This is a genomic window from Streptomyces sp. NPDC021012, assembly GCF_044333355.1.
Lineage (GTDB): Bacteria > Actinomycetota > Actinomycetes > Streptomycetales > Streptomycetaceae > Streptomyces.
This window is the reverse complement of sequence record NZ_JBIRQU010000015.1, coordinates 40,757-58,523: the sequence shown is the minus strand read 5'-3', so window position 1 is coordinate 58,523 and position 17,767 is coordinate 40,757. Positions and strand designations below refer to the sequence as shown.

The 17,767-nt window shown below is 73.4% G+C and carries 16 protein-coding genes; 3 read left to right on the top strand and 13 right to left on the bottom strand.

Going from position 1 to position 17,767, the window contains the following annotated elements; all coding sequences use genetic code 11:
* Window position 1: 1 nt before the first annotated feature.
* From hemB to ACH4TP_RS34020, 10 genes are all read right to left on the bottom strand, one after another.
* The gene (gene hemB / locus ACH4TP_RS34065) at window positions 2-1,021 is read right to left on the bottom strand and encodes a porphobilinogen synthase (RefSeq protein ID WP_389236618.1); all 1,020 of its coding nucleotides are present in this window, start codon (window positions 1,019-1,021) and stop codon (window positions 2-4) included.
* A 76-nt stretch (window positions 1,022-1,097) separates the two neighbouring features.
* On the bottom strand, window positions 1,098-1,898 hold the full coding sequence (locus tag ACH4TP_RS34060; protein ID WP_030692337.1) for an aspartate/glutamate racemase family protein: 801 nt from the start codon (window positions 1,896-1,898) through the stop codon (window positions 1,098-1,100).
* On the bottom strand, window positions 1,867-3,117 hold the full coding sequence (locus tag ACH4TP_RS34055; RefSeq protein WP_398440111.1) for an FAD-dependent oxidoreductase: 1,251 nt from the start codon (window positions 3,115-3,117) through the stop codon (window positions 1,867-1,869). The genes ACH4TP_RS34060 and ACH4TP_RS34055 overlap by 32 nt, the downstream gene beginning before the upstream one ends.
* Entirely contained in the window at window positions 3,114-3,698 is a 585-nt protein-coding gene (locus tag ACH4TP_RS34050) for an arylmalonate decarboxylase (protein WP_398190894.1), read from the bottom strand. The genes ACH4TP_RS34055 and ACH4TP_RS34050 overlap by 4 nt, the downstream gene beginning before the upstream one ends.
* 335 nt (window positions 3,699-4,033) lie before the next feature.
* Window positions 4,034-4,465, bottom strand: a complete 432-nt coding sequence (locus ACH4TP_RS34045) for a 4-oxalocrotonate tautomerase family protein (RefSeq protein WP_389236612.1) — start codon at window positions 4,463-4,465, stop codon at window positions 4,034-4,036.
* A 26-nt stretch (window positions 4,466-4,491) separates the two neighbouring features.
* Entirely contained in the window at window positions 4,492-5,019 is a 528-nt protein-coding gene (locus ACH4TP_RS34040) for a LuxR C-terminal-related transcriptional regulator (protein WP_389236610.1), read from the bottom strand.
* Window positions 5,020-5,189: 170 nt separating this feature from the next.
* The gene (locus ACH4TP_RS34035; protein ID WP_398440110.1) at window positions 5,190-6,119 is read right to left on the bottom strand and encodes a DMT family transporter; all 930 of its coding nucleotides are present in this window, start codon (window positions 6,117-6,119) and stop codon (window positions 5,190-5,192) included.
* A 157-nt stretch (window positions 6,120-6,276) separates the two neighbouring features.
* On the bottom strand, window positions 6,277-7,197 hold the full coding sequence (locus ACH4TP_RS34030) for a LysR family transcriptional regulator (protein ID WP_389236606.1): 921 nt from the start codon (window positions 7,195-7,197) through the stop codon (window positions 6,277-6,279).
* Window positions 7,198-7,235: 38 nt separating this feature from the next.
* Entirely contained in the window at window positions 7,236-8,153 is a 918-nt protein-coding gene (locus ACH4TP_RS34025; protein ID WP_398440109.1) for a TIGR03619 family F420-dependent LLM class oxidoreductase, read from the bottom strand.
* Window positions 8,150-9,358, bottom strand: a complete 1,209-nt coding sequence (locus ACH4TP_RS34020) for an MFS transporter (protein ID WP_398440108.1) — start codon at window positions 9,356-9,358, stop codon at window positions 8,150-8,152. Before ACH4TP_RS34020 ends, ACH4TP_RS34025 begins: the two co-directional genes overlap by 4 nt.
* A 184-nt stretch (window positions 9,359-9,542) precedes the next feature.
* On the opposite strand from ACH4TP_RS34020, the gene ACH4TP_RS34015 reads away from it, so the two are divergent.
* On the top strand, window positions 9,543-11,177 hold the full coding sequence (locus ACH4TP_RS34015) for a glutamate--tRNA ligase (RefSeq protein WP_398440107.1): 1,635 nt from the start codon (window positions 9,543-9,545) through the stop codon (window positions 11,175-11,177).
* Window positions 11,178-11,194: 17 nt separating this feature from the next.
* Here ACH4TP_RS34015 and ACH4TP_RS34010 read toward each other — a convergent pair whose 3' ends face one another.
* From ACH4TP_RS34010 to ACH4TP_RS34000, 3 genes are all read right to left on the bottom strand, one after another.
* Entirely contained in the window at window positions 11,195-12,577 is a 1,383-nt protein-coding gene (locus ACH4TP_RS34010) for a hypothetical protein (RefSeq protein ID WP_398440106.1), read from the bottom strand.
* A gap of 19 nt (window positions 12,578-12,596) precedes the next feature.
* The gene (locus tag ACH4TP_RS34005; RefSeq protein WP_398440105.1) at window positions 12,597-13,544 is read right to left on the bottom strand and encodes a hypothetical protein; all 948 of its coding nucleotides are present in this window, start codon (window positions 13,542-13,544) and stop codon (window positions 12,597-12,599) included.
* Between the two features lie 81 nt (window positions 13,545-13,625).
* On the bottom strand, window positions 13,626-14,120 hold the full coding sequence (locus ACH4TP_RS34000) for a hypothetical protein (protein WP_398440104.1): 495 nt from the start codon (window positions 14,118-14,120) through the stop codon (window positions 13,626-13,628).
* 668 nt (window positions 14,121-14,788) lie between these two features.
* Here ACH4TP_RS34000 and ACH4TP_RS33995 point away from each other — a divergent pair.
* The gene (locus tag ACH4TP_RS33995; protein ID WP_398190919.1) at window positions 14,789-16,033 is read left to right on the top strand and encodes an RCC1 domain-containing protein; all 1,245 of its coding nucleotides are present in this window, start codon (window positions 14,789-14,791) and stop codon (window positions 16,031-16,033) included.
* Between the two features lie 433 nt (window positions 16,034-16,466).
* Window positions 16,467-17,663, top strand: a complete 1,197-nt coding sequence (locus ACH4TP_RS33990; RefSeq protein ID WP_398440103.1) for an RCC1 domain-containing protein — start codon at window positions 16,467-16,469, stop codon at window positions 17,661-17,663.
* Window positions 17,664-17,767: the final 104 nt, after the last annotated feature.

The following is a 17,767-nucleotide window of genomic DNA, read 5'->3' as shown; positions in this document are numbered from 1 at the left end:
GTCACCGGTCCAGGCTCTGGGCGAACTCGGAGGCCCAGTAGGTGATGATCTGGGTGGCGCCCGCGCGGTGGATGGAGGCGAGGCTCTCGCGGACGACCTGGTCGCGGTCGATCCAGCCCTTGGCGGCGGCCGCCTCGACCATGGAGTACTCGCCGGAGACCTGGTAGGCGGCGACGGGGACCTGCACGTGGTCGGCGATGAGCCGGACGATGTCGAGGTAGGCGAGGGCGGGCTTGACCATGACGAGGTCGGCGCCCTCGGCGACGTCGAGCGAGACCTCCAGGAGGGATTCGCGGATGTTGCCGGGGAACTGCTGGTAGCCCTTGCGGTCGCCGCGCAGGGTGGACTCGACGGCGTCGCGGAAGGGGCCGTAGAAGTGCGAGGCGTACTTGGCGGAGTAGCCGAGGATGGCGACGGACTGGTGCCCGGCCTGGTCGAGGGCCTCGCGGATGCGGCGGACCTGGCCGTCCATCATGCCGCTGGGGGCGACGATCTGGGCGCCGGCGTCGGCCTGGACGACGGCGGCCTGCGCGTACAGCTCGATGCTGGCGTCGTTGTCGACGTCGCCGTTGGCGTCGAGGACTCCGGTGTGGCCGTGGTCGGTGTACTCGTCGAGGTTGATGTCGCCGATGATCACGGTGGAGTCGCCGACCTCGGCGGTGACGTCGCGCAGGGCGACCTGGAGGATGCCGTCCGGGTCGACGGCGCCGGTGCCGGTGGGGTCCTTGTGCTCGGGGATGCCGAAGAGGATGAGTCCGCCGACCCCGTTGGCGACGGCCTCGGCGGCGGCCTTGCGGAGGGTGTCGCGGGTGTGCTGGAAGACGCCCGGCATGGAGGGGATCTCACGCGGTTCGGTGAGGCCCTCGCGGAGGAAGAGGGGCTGGACGAGGTTGGCGGGGCCGACGCGGGTCTCGGCGGCGAAGCGGCGCAGCGCGGGGGTGCGGCGCAGGCGGCGCGGGCGGTAGTAGGGGGCGGCGGGGTCGGTGGCCGCGGTGTTGCGGCCGTAGGCGTCGTACGTCATGGGCGTGACTCCTTGAGGGGCGTGGCGGCGAGCGGTCGGGGACGTGGGTGGTGCGGGACCTCGGACACGGCATCTCCTAGAGCGCCGAGCCCAGGAAGACCTGCTCCAGGTGCTTGGCGACGGGCTCGTCGGGGCGGCTGAACCAGTAGCCGTGGCCGCTGCGCTGGAAGAGCTTCAGTTCGCCGAGCTGGACGAGGGTCTCCGCGAGCTTCACGGCGAGTCCGGCGGGGTCGATCACGGGCAGGCCGTGGAGTTCGTGGATGCCGAGGTGCCAGAGGATCTCGTTGGGGATGCCCTCGGCGGGGATGATGACCTCGGCCCCGGCCTTGGCGGCGCGCAGGGCGGCCGCCGAGTACACCTCGACGAACTCGTCGAAGTCGCCCTCCAGGGAGCGGTGCACGGAGTCCCAGCCGCCGGGCACGACCTCGTAGGAGCTGAGCGAGGACTCCAGGCGGTACTGGCGGATGTTGGCCCTGATGGGCTCCTCCAGGGGCGGCATGAAGCCGAGGACGCCGAAGCGCTGCCCGGTGAGCGCCGAGAGGAAGAAGGCCGTCTCGCCGTATCCGAGGGTGGGGATGGAGGCGAGGTGGCGGGCGTCGCGCAGGCCGGGGTCCTGGCCGGCGGCGATCACCCAGGCGTCGTAGCCCTCCCGCTCCGCGACGAGCGCGGACTCGGAGAAGTGCCGGCTGAAGAGGACCTGGGCGGAGTGGTGGCCGACGAGGCCGAAGGGGGTGCGGTCGGGGTAGGTGTCGGCCGGCAGGGTCTTGATGTCGACGGTGGTGCCGGGTGCGGCGATCGCGTCGAGGTGTTCGCGGTACCACTGGTCGAGCAGCGGCAGGCGTCCCTCAACGGTGTGCTTGTGAAACCAGATCCGCATGTGCGTCACCTTTCAGGGGTCGTGGTGCGACGTCGAGAAGTGATGCCTTGAGCAGGTAGTCGGTGGCCGTACGGGGGTCTTCGGCGGTGCGCCGCAGGTCGGCGAGGCGGGCGGGGAGTTCGGCCGGGCTGTCCAGGCCGGCGGTGCGGGCCTCGCTGCGCGGGAGGACCGCCGTCTCGACGATGGAGCGGCGCCGCGCGAGGGCCGCGTCGAGCGGGGCCTCGTCCCCGCTGCCGTCCCGCAGGACGCCGGCGAGGGCCCGGCCGGTCTCGACCGCGTCGTGGAGGCCGCAGTTCATGTTCAGGCCGCCGGCGGTGGAGGTGAGGTGGGCCGCGTCCCCGGCGAACAGGACCCGGCCGGCCCGGTAGGCGGGCAGCAGGAACCGCGCGAGGCGGTAGGTGTGCGCGTCCGTGACGCGTACGGCGCGTCCGGCGGCGCCGGGCAGGGCCCGTGCGACCCGGGCCCGTACGGCTTCCGGCGCGAGGACCTCGTCGCGGGGCGTCCCGCGCCGGATCCGGAAGATGAGCCGCCAGTGGTCGGGCATCCCGAGGGCGCTGTACGAGCCCCGGGGGTCGCGGACGTACGTCAGCGGGGCGAGCCCGGGGACCAGCTCGTCGAGCGGGGAGTCGGTGACCACGCGGAGGGCGTAGTCGGGGTACTCCTCGGCCGTGCCGGGCAGTCCGGCGAGCTCGCGCAGCCGGCTGCGGCTGCCGTCGGCCGCCAGGACGTACGGGTGGTGGGTGACGGTGGCCCGTCCCGCCGCGTCCTCGGCGCGCAGCCGCACCCCGCCGCCGGTCTCCGTGGCTCCGGTGGCGGTGGCCCCGAAGCGTACGTCGGCGAGGCCGGTCGCGGTCAGTTCGGCGAGCAGGAGCGGGGTGAGCCGGGCCTGTTCGACGTGGAGCCGGTAGGGGTGGCGGGTGTGCCCGGCGAGCAGTCCGTAGTCCAGCTCGGCGTGCACGCCGCCGTCGAGGTCGCGCCACTGGACGCGGTCGACGGTGCGGCCCTGGCGGCGCAGGGCGGCCGCCACGCCGAGTTCGCCGAGGAGGTCGAGGGTGGCGGGGTGGAAGGTGGAGGCGCGGGACTCGGTGGCCAGTTCGTTCCTGGACTCCAGGACGGTCACCGGGATTCCGGCGCGGGCGAGGACGAGCGCGGCGGTCAGGCCCACGGGTCCGGCGCCGACGACGGCGACCGGCTCGTGGCGGCCGGTATGGCCGCTCACGACGCGGCCACGGCGGCGCGGCGCTCCGCGAGCCGCCGGAGCAGCGGGTGGGCGTCCGGGCCGTCGGCCGGGAGGCCCAGGGCGTCCCGGGCCCACCAGGCGCTCGCCAGGTTGGAGGTGAGCAGGGTGCGGCCGCTGTCCTCGCCGAGCTCGGCGAGCGCGTCGAAGGTGAACATGCCGGTGCCGGTGAACAGCAGGGTCGCGTCCTCGGGGAGTTCGGCCTCCCGGACCTGGGCGACGAGTTCGTCGGTGGTCACGTCGTACGGGGAGAAGCGCGCGCCGGCCCGGATCTTGACGATCCGGTCGACCGTGAGACCGGCCGACTCCCAGTAGGCGTGGGAGAGTTCGGTGAGCCACGGCTCGTACGGCGAGACGAGGACGAGCCGTTCGGCGCCGACGGCGCGCGCGGTGTCGAGGATGGCCAGGGCGGCGGACCGCACGGGCGCTCCGACCTTCTCGGAGAGTTCCGCGCAGAGCGCGCGGTCGCCTTCGGGGGTGAGGAGGTAGTGCGAGCCGGTGCAGGAGACGACGGCGGCGTCGAGACGCAGTCCGCCGAAATTCCCCAGCACCTCGGGGAGCACGTCGTTGTACTTTTCCAGACGGCCGCGCAGGTCTTTTCCGGGAAGTACCGGGAACCGCGAGGTGTGGACATTGAATGCGGGGCTTACGAGGCTGCCGATCTCGGGTTCCGCGGCGGCGTTCCCGGAGGGAACCACCACACCGAGTCGCGGCGCCGATTGCAGAGCCATGAGCGAGTCTCTCCCATCCGTCGGTGCCATTGACATCACCGTACGGGCGGGGCGATCCGTACATCGATACGGGAATCCGCACCTCTGCCCGCAGTCCGCGGAAATGCGAACGGCGCCGCACCGTGAATACGGTGCGGCGCCGCCGGCCGAGAAAAGGAATATGTAATTCAGTTGGCGCGGGCCGCCTCGGCGACGAGTTCGTCGATCTTCGCGCGGCGGGTCAGCGCGCCGTTCACGCCCCAGTTCCCCTCCGGGATCTCGTTGACGACGAGCCAGACGACGGTGTCGGGCCCGGTCGCCTCGCGCACGTGCCGGGTGACCTCGGCGGACAGGGCTTCGTTCCGCTCGGGGGTGAGGAAGCCCTCCAGGGGCGTGACGACGACGAGGACGCCCGGGGGCCGGCCGGTGCCGGTGGTCGCGAAGCCCTTGGCGGCCTCGCGGACGTACACCCAGGTGGCGGCGGCGAAGAACTCGGTGCCGGGCAGCTCCATGGCCGTCAGCACGGAGTCGGCGACCCGCTGCTGCAGGACCTCCGCCGCGGCTTCGGAGAGGGTGCCCTCGGGAACGGTTATCTCGACCAGCGGCATGGCGACTCCCATCGTCGGTGTGTGTGAGGAGGTGCGGGTCAGCAGGCCAGCGCGGCTTCGAACCGGTCGATGGCAGCGGCCAGTTGGGCGCGCCTGCGGATGTCGAGCTTCCGGTAGATCCGGGTGATGTGCAGTTCCACGGCCCGGGTGGAGACCGTGAAGGACTCGGCTATCTGCTTGTTGGTCAGGCCGTCGAGCATCATCGTGGCGATGCGCCGCTCGTGGGCGGTCAGCTCCTCGCGCGCGCCCGGAGGGGTGGGCGGCGTGACGGGGGCCGGCGCGCCCCCGCGTATTCGCTCGTGGGTCCCGGCTCCACCGGTGGACCGTTCGAGTCCGGCGAGGACCACGTGCCCCATGACGGCGTTCCATTCGCGGACCCGCAGTTCGCCGATGACCTGTGCCTGTGCGTACGGGTCGGCGTACAGCACCCGTAAGAGCGTGCGGCGGTCGGGGGCCTCGCACACCAGGAACTCCCCGGTGCCGTCCCGCCAGGGTCCGCCGCCGAGCAGGATGCCGCGCGCGGACATTCTTTTCCAGTAGGCCCGGTGGGCCTCTCCGAAACTCAACCGGTCCGTCTCATTGCCACGGAAAACGAGTTCGACCACAAAAGCCACGTGCGACTCCCCCATAAAGGCCGGGTGTTTCCACTTGTGACGCTACCATCCACCGCCCGCCCATTGAATGAACACAATGTTGCGGGCGGCGGCCCGGCATTTCATGGGTTCCGGCGGTACGGCTAATCGGCCGCGGCCGGCGTCGGTACGGGGGCGGTCTCGGGGGCCGGTTCGGGCGCCGGGCGGGGCTTGCGGCGCAGCAGTCCGGTGGCGGCGAGCACCGCCACGGCGCCCAGCCAGACGGTCCAGCCGAGCGGCTCGCGCAGCACGACGGCGCCGAGGACGACGGCCACGGCGGTCATCAGGTAGGTGACGGTGGAGGCCACCGTGGGCCCGTCCTTGATGATCAGTTCGAAGTTGAGGAGCGCGGCGAGGCCGGTGCAGACCACTCCGAGGACGAGGACCGAGACCACCGAGTCGGCGCGCCAGGTGACGGCCTGGAGGCCCAGGAACGGGAAGGCGGCGAGGAGGAGCACGGTCGCCACGCTGAGCTGACCGCCCGCCAGCATGAGCGGCGGAATGCCCTTGCCCACGAGGAACTTGCCCATGTACGCGAAGCTGGCGCCGAAGCTGATCGAGCCGAGGACGAAGCAGAGGATGCTCCAGCCGGTGCCGGCGGAGGCCGCGTTCCAGGGGGAGGCGATGAGCGCGGTGCCGCCGAGGCCGAGCAGCACGCCGCCCGCCTTGTAGCCGGAGACGCGCTTCTCCTGGCCGAGGAGGAGCGCGGCCGCCAGGGTCCAGATGGGCGCGCTGCCGTTGACGACGGCGGCGACGCTGCTGGAGCCGTCGATCTCGCCCTCGGCGTACAGGGTCCAGGGGACGGCGTTGCCGAGGAGCGCGGCCACCGTCAGGTGGCCCCAGGTGGCGGGCTCCTTGGGCAGCCGGAGCCCCTTCGCGTAGCCGATGGCGAGGATGACGACGGCGCCGAGGGCGAGCCGGATGAGCACCATCTGCACGGGGGAGAAGCCGTAACCGGCGATCTTGATCCACAGGAAGACGGAGCCCCAGATGAGGCTGAGCGCGGCCAGCCGCGTGTACGTGGCTTTGGACATGGGTGTTCCCGCTCCAGAAGAGGACAAGGGGAGAAGAAGGGGACGCGCGAAGTGGTCCGCGGTACGGGTCCGAGCCTCGCAGCGGCGGCCGCGCGGGTCCAGCAACGGCTGGTGGACGGTACCTTCCACCAGCCGTGGCGAATCGCGTTCCGCCCGGTCAGACGGCGACGGCCGCCCTGGCGACCGTGCGCAGCGCGTCCAGGACCGCGGCGATCTCCGGGGAGCTCTGGCTGCCTTCCCGTACGGCCGCGAAGACCGTGCGGGACGGGGCCCGCTCGCTGAAGGCGCGGATCGTCACCTCGGGCCGCGGCGCCGGCTTGGCGAGGCGCGGGACGAGCGCGACCCCGAGGCCGAGCCGCACCGCCGCGAGGGTCGCGTCCCAGTCGCCGATGGCGTGGGAGGCCTGCGGGGTGAACCCGGCGGCCGTACACGCGGCGACGCCGATGTCGTGGCACATGCCCGTGGTCGCGAAGATCCAGGTCTCCTCGGCGAGGTCGGCGAGGAGCAGCCGGGGACTGTCGAGGAGCCGGTGGCCCTCCGGCAGGGCGATGTCGAAGGGGTCGTCGCAGAGCGACACCCGGTGGAAGCGCGGGTCCTCGCCGACCGCCCCCGTGGTGTCGGCGGAGATGACGACGTCCGTCTCCCCGCGGTGCAGCAGGGAGAAGCTCTCCGGCGGGTCGATCTCGGCGAGCGAGGTCCGCAGGAGCGGCCGGGTCTCCCGCAGCCGGGCCACGGCGGGCAGGATCAGCGCGGAGAGGGTGGTGGAGAAGCCGGCCACCGCCACCTCGCCGTGCTCGCCGCTGCGGTGCGCGGCGAGCTCCGCGCGCATCTGCTCGACCTGGGCGAAGACGGCGTCGGCGTGCCGGAGGACGATCCGCGCGGCGCCGGTGAGGCGCAGCCGGCGCCCGGAGGGTTCGGTGAGCTGGATGCCCAACTCCCGTCCCAGGGCGCTGATCTGCTGGGAGACGGCCTGGGGGGTGAGGTGGAGCGCCTGGGCGGCGGCGCTGACGGTGCCGCGCTCGCTGAGCTCCCTGAGCACGCGCAGTTTCCGCAGGTCCGGATCGGTCACGTCCCGCACTCCCTCCCCCTTCGCCCCGTCGAAGCGTCAGCGTCTCGTCATCGTACGCAGCCGGCGTCCACGTCGATGACCTCCTTGACCAGTGTCTCCAGGACGTCGAGGTCCCGCGCGGTGCGGCCCGCCTCCCGCCGGTCGCCCGGGTAGGTGGGGTCGAGGACGACGGCGCCCGCGCCCAGGTCCTGGAGGAGTCCGAGGTCGTCGGCGATCTGCGCCAGGGCGCCCTCGCCGAGCAGCCTTCCCGGGCCCAGCGGCCGGGTGGTGACCCGCAGTTTGATCCGGGGACAGAGGGCGGGCACCGGGAGTTCCTGCTCCTCGGCGACCTGGCGGAGCGTGGGAAGGCCCACGCCGAGGAGCCAGTCCCCGGAGACGGAGGTGGGGTGCCAGGCGTCGCCGAGGCGGACGGCCCGGCGCAGGGCCCCGTAGCTGTGGCCGCCGACCCAGACGGGCGGTCCGGGCCGCTGCACGGGCAGCGGCCCGGTGTGGACCTCGCGGAAGGAGACGTGGGCGCCGTCGAAGGAGGCGACCTCGTGGGCCCAGCAGGCCTTGATCGCGGCGAGGTACTCGTCGCTGATCGCGCCGCGCTTGCGGTACGGCACGTCGAGGACGGCGAACTCCCGGGCGGCCCAGCCGGCGGCCGCGCCGAAGACGAGCCGGCCGTTGCTGAACCGGTCGATGTTGGCGGCGACGCGGGCGGTGTGCACGGGGTGCCGGTACGGGAGGATCGTCACCGTCGTGCCGAGCCCCACCGTCCTGGTGACCCCGGCGAGCCAGGCGAGGGTCGCGAAGGGGTCGTAGAACGGGGCGGGGAAGAGGTGCTGGACGTCCGGGGTGAGCGCCACGTGGTCGGAGACCATGGCGTAGTGGTAGCCCATCGCCTCGATCCGCAGCGCCCAGTCGGCGAGGGCGTCGGGGGTGGCTTCGGGCCCGTAGTTGGGCAGATTGACGCCGAATTTCATGAGGCGTTCCTTTCGGGGGCCTCGGCCGCGGCTCCGGCCCCGTGTGCGTTGTCCGGGAGGTCGGGCCCGGTGGTGCGCCGGGCCACGGTGAGGTGGAAGAGGACTCCCGCGAGCGCGGCCCCGGCGGCGAGGAGCGGGAGCAGGCGGGCGTCGAGCCCGCGGGCGAGGGCGAGGCCGCCGAGCGCGGAGCCGACGGCGCCGCCGAGGTAGGTGGCGGAGCTGTTGAGGCCGACGGCGGCGGCCCCGCCGTCCCGCGTGAGGAGCCGGTGCTGCTGGGGGACGACGAAGGCCCAGCCGACCGCGCCCCAGACCAGGAGGGGCAGCAGGACGAGGCCGGGGACGGAGCCGGTCCACGGCAGCAGCGCGAGGGTGCCGCCGAGGACGCCGAGGAGCGTGACGGCGAGGCGGGCGGGCTTCCCCGTACGGTCGACGAGGGTTCCGGCGAGGAGGCTGCCGCAGACCCCGCCGATGCCCCAGACCCACAGGTACGGCACCGCGCTGTCCACGTCGGCGACGCGGCGCAGGACCGGTTCGAGGTAGGTGTAGAGCCCGAGGCTGGCGACGGTCTGGGTGAAGGTGACGGCGACGACGACGGCGACCCGGGGGCGGCCGAGGGCTCCGATCCGGTCCCGCAGCGAGGGCGCCGCCGCTCCCCGTACGGGCGGCAGCGCGGTCGCGGCGCCGAGGAGCGCGGCGAGACCGAGCGCGGTGATCAGCCAGAGGGCGGCCCGCCAGCCGGAGCCCGCCGCGACGAGCAGCCCGAGCGGCACGCCGAGGACGGTGCCCGCGCTCATCCCGCCGAGGACCAGGCCGAGGGCGCGCCCGCGCCGCTCGGGCGGGACGAGCGCGACGGCGGCGGTGGCGGCGGCCGGGGTGAAGAGGCCCGCTCCGGCGCCGGCGAGGGCGCGGGTGCCGAGGAGTGCGGCGTACGAACCGGCGAGCGCCGTACCGGCGTTGGCGAGGACGAAGACGACGAGCGCGGTGACGAGGACGGTACGGGTGCCCCAGCGGGCGAGGACGGCCGAGAGGAGCGGCGCGGCCAGGGCGTAGCAGAGGGTGAAGGCGGTGACGGACTGGCCGGCGAGGGAGACGGAGACGCCCAGGTCGGCTCCCATGTCCGGGAGCAGTCCGGCCATCGCGTAGGCGTCGGTGCCCATGGCGAAGGAGCCGAGTGCGAGCAGGCCCACCGCGCGCGTGCCGCCCATCACACACCCCCTTGTGGTCCTCGTGCGGAACGGTCCTCGGGACGCTACTGACCCCCGGCGCTCCTGGGGGCCCACAACGCCGAAGAGGGTTCGGAGTTCCGCAGCCTCGCGCCCCGGGCCCCTCGAATCGGCCGGTCACCGGCCTACCGTGGATCTCTCCAGGAACCCCAGGAGGGAGTCCACCGTGCTCGACCTGTCCGTCATCAACGCGATGTTCCCGCCCGATCTCCCGGAACCGGCCGACTGGGAGCGGCGGTTCGGGCCGCGCGCCCTGCCGGACGGCGCCGAGGTCACGCGCTTCGCCCCGAGCCCCACCGGACACCTGCACATCGGCGGCCTCTACACGGCGGCGGTGTCCCGGGCGCTCGCCCGCCAGTCGGGCGGGACGCACGTGCTGCGCGTCGAGGACACCGACCGGTCGCGCCAGGTGGCGGGCGCGGCCGGGGAGTTCTCGCGTCTGCTCGGGGCCTTCGGGCTCGCGCCCGACGAGGGCGGCGCCGCCGGGGACGGGGCGTGGGGGCCGTACCTCCAGTCGGAGCGCCGGGACGTCTACCTCAGCCATGTCCGCGAGCTCCTGCGGCGGGACCGCGCGTACCCCTGCTTCTGCGGCAAGGAGCTGCTCGCCCGGAGCGCGGAGGAGCAGCGCGCGGGCCGCTCGCCGCTCGGCTACTACGGGCGCTGGGCGCCGTGCCGGACGCTCGCGCCGGAGGAGGCGGCGCGGCGACTCGCGGCGGGCGAGCCGTACGTGGTGCGGTTCCGCTGCCCGTACGAGTTCCCCGGCCGGGTCCGGTTCACGGACCGCATCCGGTCCTCCGTGACGATGCAGGACAACGGCAACGACATCGTCCTGCTCAAGTCCTCCCAGGAGGAACTGCCGCTGCCCACCTACCACTTCGCGCACGTCGTGGACGACCACCTGATGCGGGTGACGCTGGTGGTGCGCGGAGAGGAGTGGCTCTCCTCGACCCCGGTCCATCTGCAGCTGCATGCGGCGCTGGGCTTCGAGCCGCCCGCGTACGCGCACCTCGCCCCGCTGATGAAGGCGGAGGGGTCCTCGCGCCGCAAGCTCAGCAAGCGCAAGGACCCCGAGGCGTCGGTGGACTACTACCTGTCGGCCGGCTATCCGCCGGCCGCCGTCCAGCACTATCTGCGGGGCCTCGCCAACATCCGGCTCATGGACGTGCCCACCGCCGAGGCGCTCGCCGCCGACGTCCGGCTCGACGGCATGCGCCCCTCGGGGCCCCTGCTCGACCTGCCCAAACTGCACTCCCTGAGCCGGGAGTTCATCGCCTCGCTCCCCCCGCGCGAGCTGTACGCGCAGCTGCTCGCCTGGGCGCGGGAGTACGACCCGGAGCTCGGCTCCGTCCTCGCCCGCCACGAGGGGCTCGCCCTGGCGGCGGTGGCGACGGGCCGGCCGGAGGACGCGCCCGCCCGCAAGGACCTGGATCGCTGGTCGTGCTTCCGCGACCGGTACGGCTTCTTCTTCGCGGAGCTGTTCGGCCCGGTCCCGGCGCCCGGCGACGACCGCTACGGCGGCCTTCCCGAGGACCAGGTGCGGAGGATCGCAGCCGAGTTCGCCGCCGTCTCCCCCGACGAGTGGTTCGCGGGGCTCGGGGAGATCGCCGTACGGAACGGCTTCGCCCCGGACACGGCCTCCTGGCGCCGGGACCCGGACCGCTGGGCGGGACCGCCCCGCGTCGTGGCGAACGTGGCCCGGGTCGCGCTCACGGGCGCCACCCGCAGCCCCGACCTGTCCGCCGTGGCCCGCGCCCTGGGCCGGGACGAGGTGGTGCGCCGCCTCACCGCCGTGGCGGGGTGAGGCGGCGCGCCCCGGGGCTAGTTCAGCGTGAGGCTCCGGGAAGCGGCGCGGACTCCCGGGGCCGTCGGCGCGGGCATCTTGAGGAGGCCCTTGTCGCTGGAGCTCGCGGGCGCGTCCGCGCCCACCGGGGTGGTGGTCATGGGACGGGAGGCGGCGCAGCGCTGCTTCTCGGCCTCGGACATGGGCCCGGTGCGCTGGAGCAGCCGGTCGGGCACGGCGCGGGAGGGCCCGTCGACGACGGCGTGCAGCCGGTAGTCGTCCTTCTTGCTGAGGAACCAGCCCTCGACCCGCTCGCGGCTCGGCTGCAGCTCGACCCAGCTGACCTCGCCGGGCTGGATCCGCTCCACGACGGTCCGCTGGTCGCTGCTGAACCACTGCCAGGGCCGCTGCCAGCCCTTCTCGTAGGCGAGGGCGAACTGGGCGGCCATCGGCCGGTCCTTGATCCGCTTCTCGTCCTCCGTCCTGTCGCCGGTCGTGGGCAGTCTGGCCACCTCGGGGAGCGCGAGGCCGGCGTCGGCGTACGTCTGGGAGATGCTGTCGTGGCTGCGTTCGGCGTACGAGAGGAGCCGGCTGTGCTCCAGGGTGTTGCGGGTGCAGTTGACGAAGGCCTCACCGACGACCCGCGCCTTGTCGTAGTAGCGGAAGGAGGTCCGGGCGTCGGGCCGGAACGTGCAGGCGTTCTCGCCGTTGCAGGAGGCGGCCGCGTTGTGCAGGGAGCTCTCCCGTTCGTTGCCCTTGTACGCCTCCGAGGTGCCGAGCCGCGTCTTGTCGACGGTCTTGTCGAGGGCGGGCGGGACCTCGGTCGCGCGGATGCGGGCGATCATCGGCGTACAGGTCACATGGGTCTTGGAGTCGGTGACGCGTGAGGTGAAGGTGAGCACCGGTTCGTTCTCGCCGGCGGTGAAGGCGTAGGCGCGGCCGGTCCACACTCCTTTGCCGGCCGTGCCCTTCACCCGGCCGGGGTCGCCGTCGGTGACGACCTCCAGGACCGGTCCGCCGGAGCCGGAGACCGTGTACGGCTGGCCGTCGGCGACCTCGGGTCCGGTGCACTCCTTGGAGACGGCCGGGCTGTCCTCGTAGGTCACGGTCACCCGCGCCCCGGCGCGCACCCCGCGCAGCCGCTGCCGGAGGCTGTTGCCGTCCTTCTGGAGGGCGACGCCGTGGGCGTTGTCGGTGCGGCCGGAGGCGGTGGGCGAGTAGCGCTGGTTGGAGCCGGTCCAGTGGTCCAGGCCGACGGTGGTGGGGCCGGCGCCGCTCATGACCGGGTCGGCGAAGTCGCCGTTGAGGACGTTGACGGTCTGCTCGGCGGGGGCGGTCTGCGCCGCGTACGAGACGGGGAGGGCGGGCAGCAGCAGTCCGGCGGCCCCGAGGACGGTGAGCGCGGAGAGGGAGCGGTTCATGGCGGGGTTCTCCTCCGGGTCAGCGGGCGGCGGACGGCAGGACGACTTCGCGCTTCGGGTCGGCGCCGGGCGGCACCGCCCGGGTGGCCGGCACTTCCCGCGTCCCGTGCTGGAACCCGGGCACGGTACGGGTGTTGTCGCCGTCGGGCGCGGTGTCGGAGGCGGGGCGCTTGCGGCCGCAGAGCATGTCGGGGACGGCGTACGTCTGGGCGACGAAGGTGCTGTTGTTGACCATGGAGGGGCTGTCGACGCGGATGCCGAGGATCCGCGCCCCCTTGTCCGTCCTGAGGCTGCCGACCACGCGGCGCATGGCCGCGCTCGCCCCGAAGACCAGCATGTCGTAGGGCTTGACGGTGGTCCTGTACGTGGTGGCCTCGGTGTTGTCGATCGTCCAGGACTTGGAGTACGTGGCCTTGAAGGCGGCTTCGAAGGCGAGCTTGGCGCTCATCGAGCCGGCGACCTTGCCACCGGTGGCGACGCTCGTCTTGGTGCCGTTCGTCGAGGTCGGGCCGTCCTTGAGGTTGGGCGTCTTGTTCTCCATGGTCATGTCGTTGACGAGGTTGGTGGTGACCTCGCCCGAGACGCTGATCGAGCCCTCGGCGGAGATCTTCCCGGAGATCTCGCCGCCGATGTTGTCGGTGCTGCTGGTCCGCAGCGTGACGGTCCGGTCCACGCTCATGTCGCTCTTGGTGCAGTTGACGACCGCGTTGCCCAGGGACTTGACGGCGGTGGCGTACTCGCGGTCCTGCTTGGGGTCGATCGTGAAGGTGCAGGCCGTGCGCCTGGTCCCGCAGTACTCCAGGACGTCGGCGATCTTCGCGGGGCGGCCGTCGGCGGTGACGGCACGGGGCGCGGGGGTCTCGCCCGGCCCCTCCTCGGCGGTGGCGGGCGGGGAGAGCAGGGTGAGCGGCGCGGCGAGGGCGAGGACGAGCACGGGCAGGGCGGCGCGGGGACGGCGCGGAGACATGACGGAGGAACCCTTCGGGACGTGGGGGGACAGCGGGTGGGGTCAGGGGCCGGGCTTCGGGACGCGGGGGGGCGGGTGGGGTCAGGAGCCGAGCAGGGAGCAGAGCTGCGCGACCGGGAAGGGGGACTGTCCCGGGTCGGTGGAGCCCTGCGGCAGGGAGGCGGGGAAGTCCGCGCAGGTGGAGGTCACGGCGGACTGCGCGTTGTCGGCGGGCTCCGGCTGGTAGGTGGAGAGGGTGTCGGTCATGTCCTTGACGCCCTTCTCCTCGGCGGCGCCCTTGCCGGAGGTGAGCTTGCCCATGCAGGCCTCCGAGCCGGGCGGGCACTCGTCGATCTTCTTGCCGACGTCCTTGATGTCCTTGTCGGCCTGACCGGCGGCCTCCTCGGTCTTCTTCTGCCTCTCCGCGATCTCCTTGGCCTCCTTCTCGTTGGCCTCCTTGTCCTTCTGGTCCTGGCAGACCTTGTCGTCCGGCTTGCAGTCCTCCGCGTGGGCGACGGAGGCCAGGGGCAGCGCCAGGGCTGCGGCGAGCAGGACGGCGCCGAGGGCACGGCGCGGCGAGGCCTTCACGTGGGGCATGGGAACTCCCTTGGGACAGGGGTGAGTTGGGCGGCTCGGAAGGGGGCGCCAGGGGCGGACAGGGGACTGTCCTCAAGATCACCGAGCGTGCCTCGACGCTAACCGCCGGGGCCCCGGCGGCCCGCCGCGACACACGGCGCGGCGCGCGCCGACGGGCCCGCTCACCACTTCGGCGGAGCGCACTCGGAGCCACCGCGAGGGGCCGGACCGGAGGTCTTCGCGGGCCTCGTCACAGACCTCCGGGTCCACCCGTTCGTAGGGGATCCGGGCCGTAGGCGAGGGGCCGGGCGACCGCATGCGGCGGGGGTCCTCACTCCCCCGGCCGCCGCCGTTCGGCGGCCCGCCGGCCGTGGGCGGGCGGCTCGGCGCGACGGCCGCCCGGAGGGCTAACGCGCCCCTCCCCGCACCACCCCGAACGGGCGTCCGTCAGACGGGTGTTTCAGCGGTTCCGGCTCGCCGGAGTGATCCTTTTCGGACAGTCTGCTCTTGTGCCCGGCGGCCCGTCCCGGCCGCCGCACCCGCCCATGGGCACCCCATGCCCAAGGGCCCGGCACGGCCTGTCCGCATGACCCGCGCCCCACGCACGCGCGCCCCCGCCCTCCCCCGCGGGGCCGCCGGCCGAGCGGGCGCAGCGCTCCCGTATGTCCCCATCGAAGGAGAGCAGAGCCATGTTCCGCAGCAGAGCCATGTCCCGTACCCGCCGCAGTCCCCTGCGCGCCCCCTTCCGCGGCCTCCCGTTCGCCGCCGCCGTCCTCACGGCCGCCTCGCTCGCCGCCGTACCGGCCGTCGCCCCGGCCGCGAGCGCCAACGAGGGCAACCCGACCGTGCTGGCCTGGGGCGCCGGCCACACCGGCCAGCTCGGCAACGGCACCCTCGCCGACAGCCTCAGCCCGTCCTCGGTCACCAGCCTGTTCCGCGGCGACGTCGACCAGATCTCGGCCGGCGGCACGTCCTCGGCCGACTCGTTCGTGCTCGCCCGGACCGACAAGACGGTCAAGGCCTGGGGCAACAACTCCGCGGGCCAGCTCGGCACCGGCGGCAACACGAAACAGACCGTGCCCACGATCGTCCCGCACCTGAACAACATCAAGGACGTCGCCGCGGGCGGAGCGCACGGCCTCGCCCTCGACACCGACGGTCAGGTCTACTCCTGGGGCGACAACGCCTACGGTCAGCTCGGCAACAACCACACCGGCGAACACCGGAGCTTCCCCGATCGCGTCCAGGGCATGCCCAAGGTCAAGCAGATCTCGGCCGGCTGCGACTTCAGCCTCGCCCTCCTGGAGGACGGCACCGTGTACGCCTGGGGCCGCGGCATCCACGGCCAGCTCGGCAACGGCAGCCGCGCCACCAGTCCCGTCCCCACGCAGGTCACGGGCCTGAAGGACATCGTCGAGATCGACGCGGGCTGCCACCACGCCCTCGCGCTGACCTCCGACTACACCGTCAAGTCCTGGGGCTACAACCTCTACGGCCAGCTCGGCAACTCCTCCACCAAGTCCTCCACCGTCCCCGTCGACGTCGACTGGCTCACGGACGTCTCCGACATCGAGGCGGGCGCCTTCCACAACTACGTCCAGACGAGCGACAGCAAGGTCTGGGGCTGGGGCAACAACCAGTACGGGCAGCTCCTGGAGGAGGACGAGACCTTCGAGGCCAACGTCTCCCGCACCAACCGCACCGCCCCCGTCGTCATCCCGCGCCTGGAGGGCGTCCAGCACCTCGCGGCGGGCCTCCGCCACGGCGTCGCCGTCACGGCCGACGACGTCGTCACCTGGGGCTTCAACGGCGAGGGCCAGCTCGGCAACGGCACGACGGTCGCCCGGTACGAATCGGTGAAGATCCTCAACCAGGGCTCGGCGATCAAGGCGGTGGCCGTCTCCCTCGCCGGCAACACGACGTACGCGTACTGACGCCGTCCTCCGCACGAGCCTGCGCGGTGCCGCCGCCCCCGCCCTCCTCGCATGCGCGGTCCCGCGCGCCGGGGCCGCCGGTCCCGGCGATCCATGGGTACGGGCCTGGGGCGCGAACGGCGCCGGGCAGCTCGGCACCGGCACCGCCCTCGTCCAGCAGGCCCCGGCCGGCGTCCGGGGCCCGGCCCGGACCGGCGTCCGCGAACGCGCGGGAGGCGGCGGGAACGACGTCAACGCCTTCGCCGCCGCCCTCCCCGGCGACGGCACGGCCCAGGCCCGGGGCGGGAACGCCAACGGCCGGCTCGGCGACGGAACCACCACCCGACGGCCCTTCCCCGCCGCCGTCGCCGGGCTCTCCGGGGCGCCCCGGGTGGCCGCCTCCACCGCCTGGAAGTCCAGCTACGCCCACCGACCCGAAAGGCCTCCCATGGTCATGACCCGATCACGCGGCACCCTCCTGCTCGCCGCCCTCACGGCGGTCACCGCCCTCACCGCGCCCGGCCTCCCCGCCCACGCCGCCACCGCCAGCGACCCCTGGGTACGGGCCTGGGGCGAGAACGCCCAGGGCCAGCTGGGCAACGGCAGTCTCGTCGCCCAGCAGACGCCCGCCGCCGTCACCGGCATCGCCCGCGAGGACGTCCGCGAGATGTCCGGGGGCGGGGGCACCACTGGCACCGGCACCGCCGCCGTCTCCAACGGCTTCGCCGTCGCCCTCCTCAGGGACGGCACCGTGAAGAGCTGGGGCAACAACGCCACCGGCCAGCTCGGCAACGGCACCCTCGTCGCCCAGCCCTTCCCCGGGACCGTCGCGGGACTCTCCGGAGTGAGCGAGGTCTCCGCCGGCCTCAACCACGCCCTCGCGGTCAAGGACGGCGAGATCCTCGCCTGGGGCAGCAACGCCTCGAAGCAGCTGGGCACCGGCCAGGACACCACCAACCCGCAGCGCGTCCCGGTCCCGGTGCAGAGCCTGGACAAGGTCAAGGACGTCGGCGCGGGCTGCGACTTCAGCGTGGCGCTCCGGCAGGACGGCACGGTCTGGACCTGGGGCAAGGGCGACAACGGACGCCTCGGCACCGGCAACAACACCTCGCGCGACACCCCGCAGAAGGTCCCCGACCTCGTCGACGTCGCGGCCATCTCCGTGGGCTGCGACCACGTCCTCGCGCTCACCGTCGACGGCACCGTCAAGGCCTGGGGCAAGGGCACCGAGGGCCAGCTCGGCAACGACACCGTCGTCGACAGCAGCACTCCGGTGGACGTCGCCTACATCGACTCCGCCGCCAAGGTCTTCGCCACCTCCGCGTCCGGCTTCGCCGTCCTCGACGACGGCAGCCTGGCCGGCTGGGGCAAGAACACCGACCGCCAGCTCGGCGACGGAACGGCCGCCAACCGCACCACCCCGGTGATCCTGGACAACATCAGGGGCGTCCAGGACATCGCGGGCGGCATCGACTTCACCCTGGCCGCGCTCGACGACGGCTCGGTGATCAGCTGGGGCGCCAACGCGGCCGCCCAGCTCGGCGACGGCTCCACGACCGTGCCCCCGGGCACGACCACGGCCCTGCCGCCGGGCAGCGGGATCACCCGCGTCGCGTCGACGGTGATGGGCAAGTCCGGCTTCGCCTACTGACTCGCCCACCGATCACCCACCGACTCGCCTACTGATCGGTACGCAGGCCCGTGCGCGCACCCGCACGGGCCCCCGGCACCGCCGAGCCTGGCCAGACACGTCCG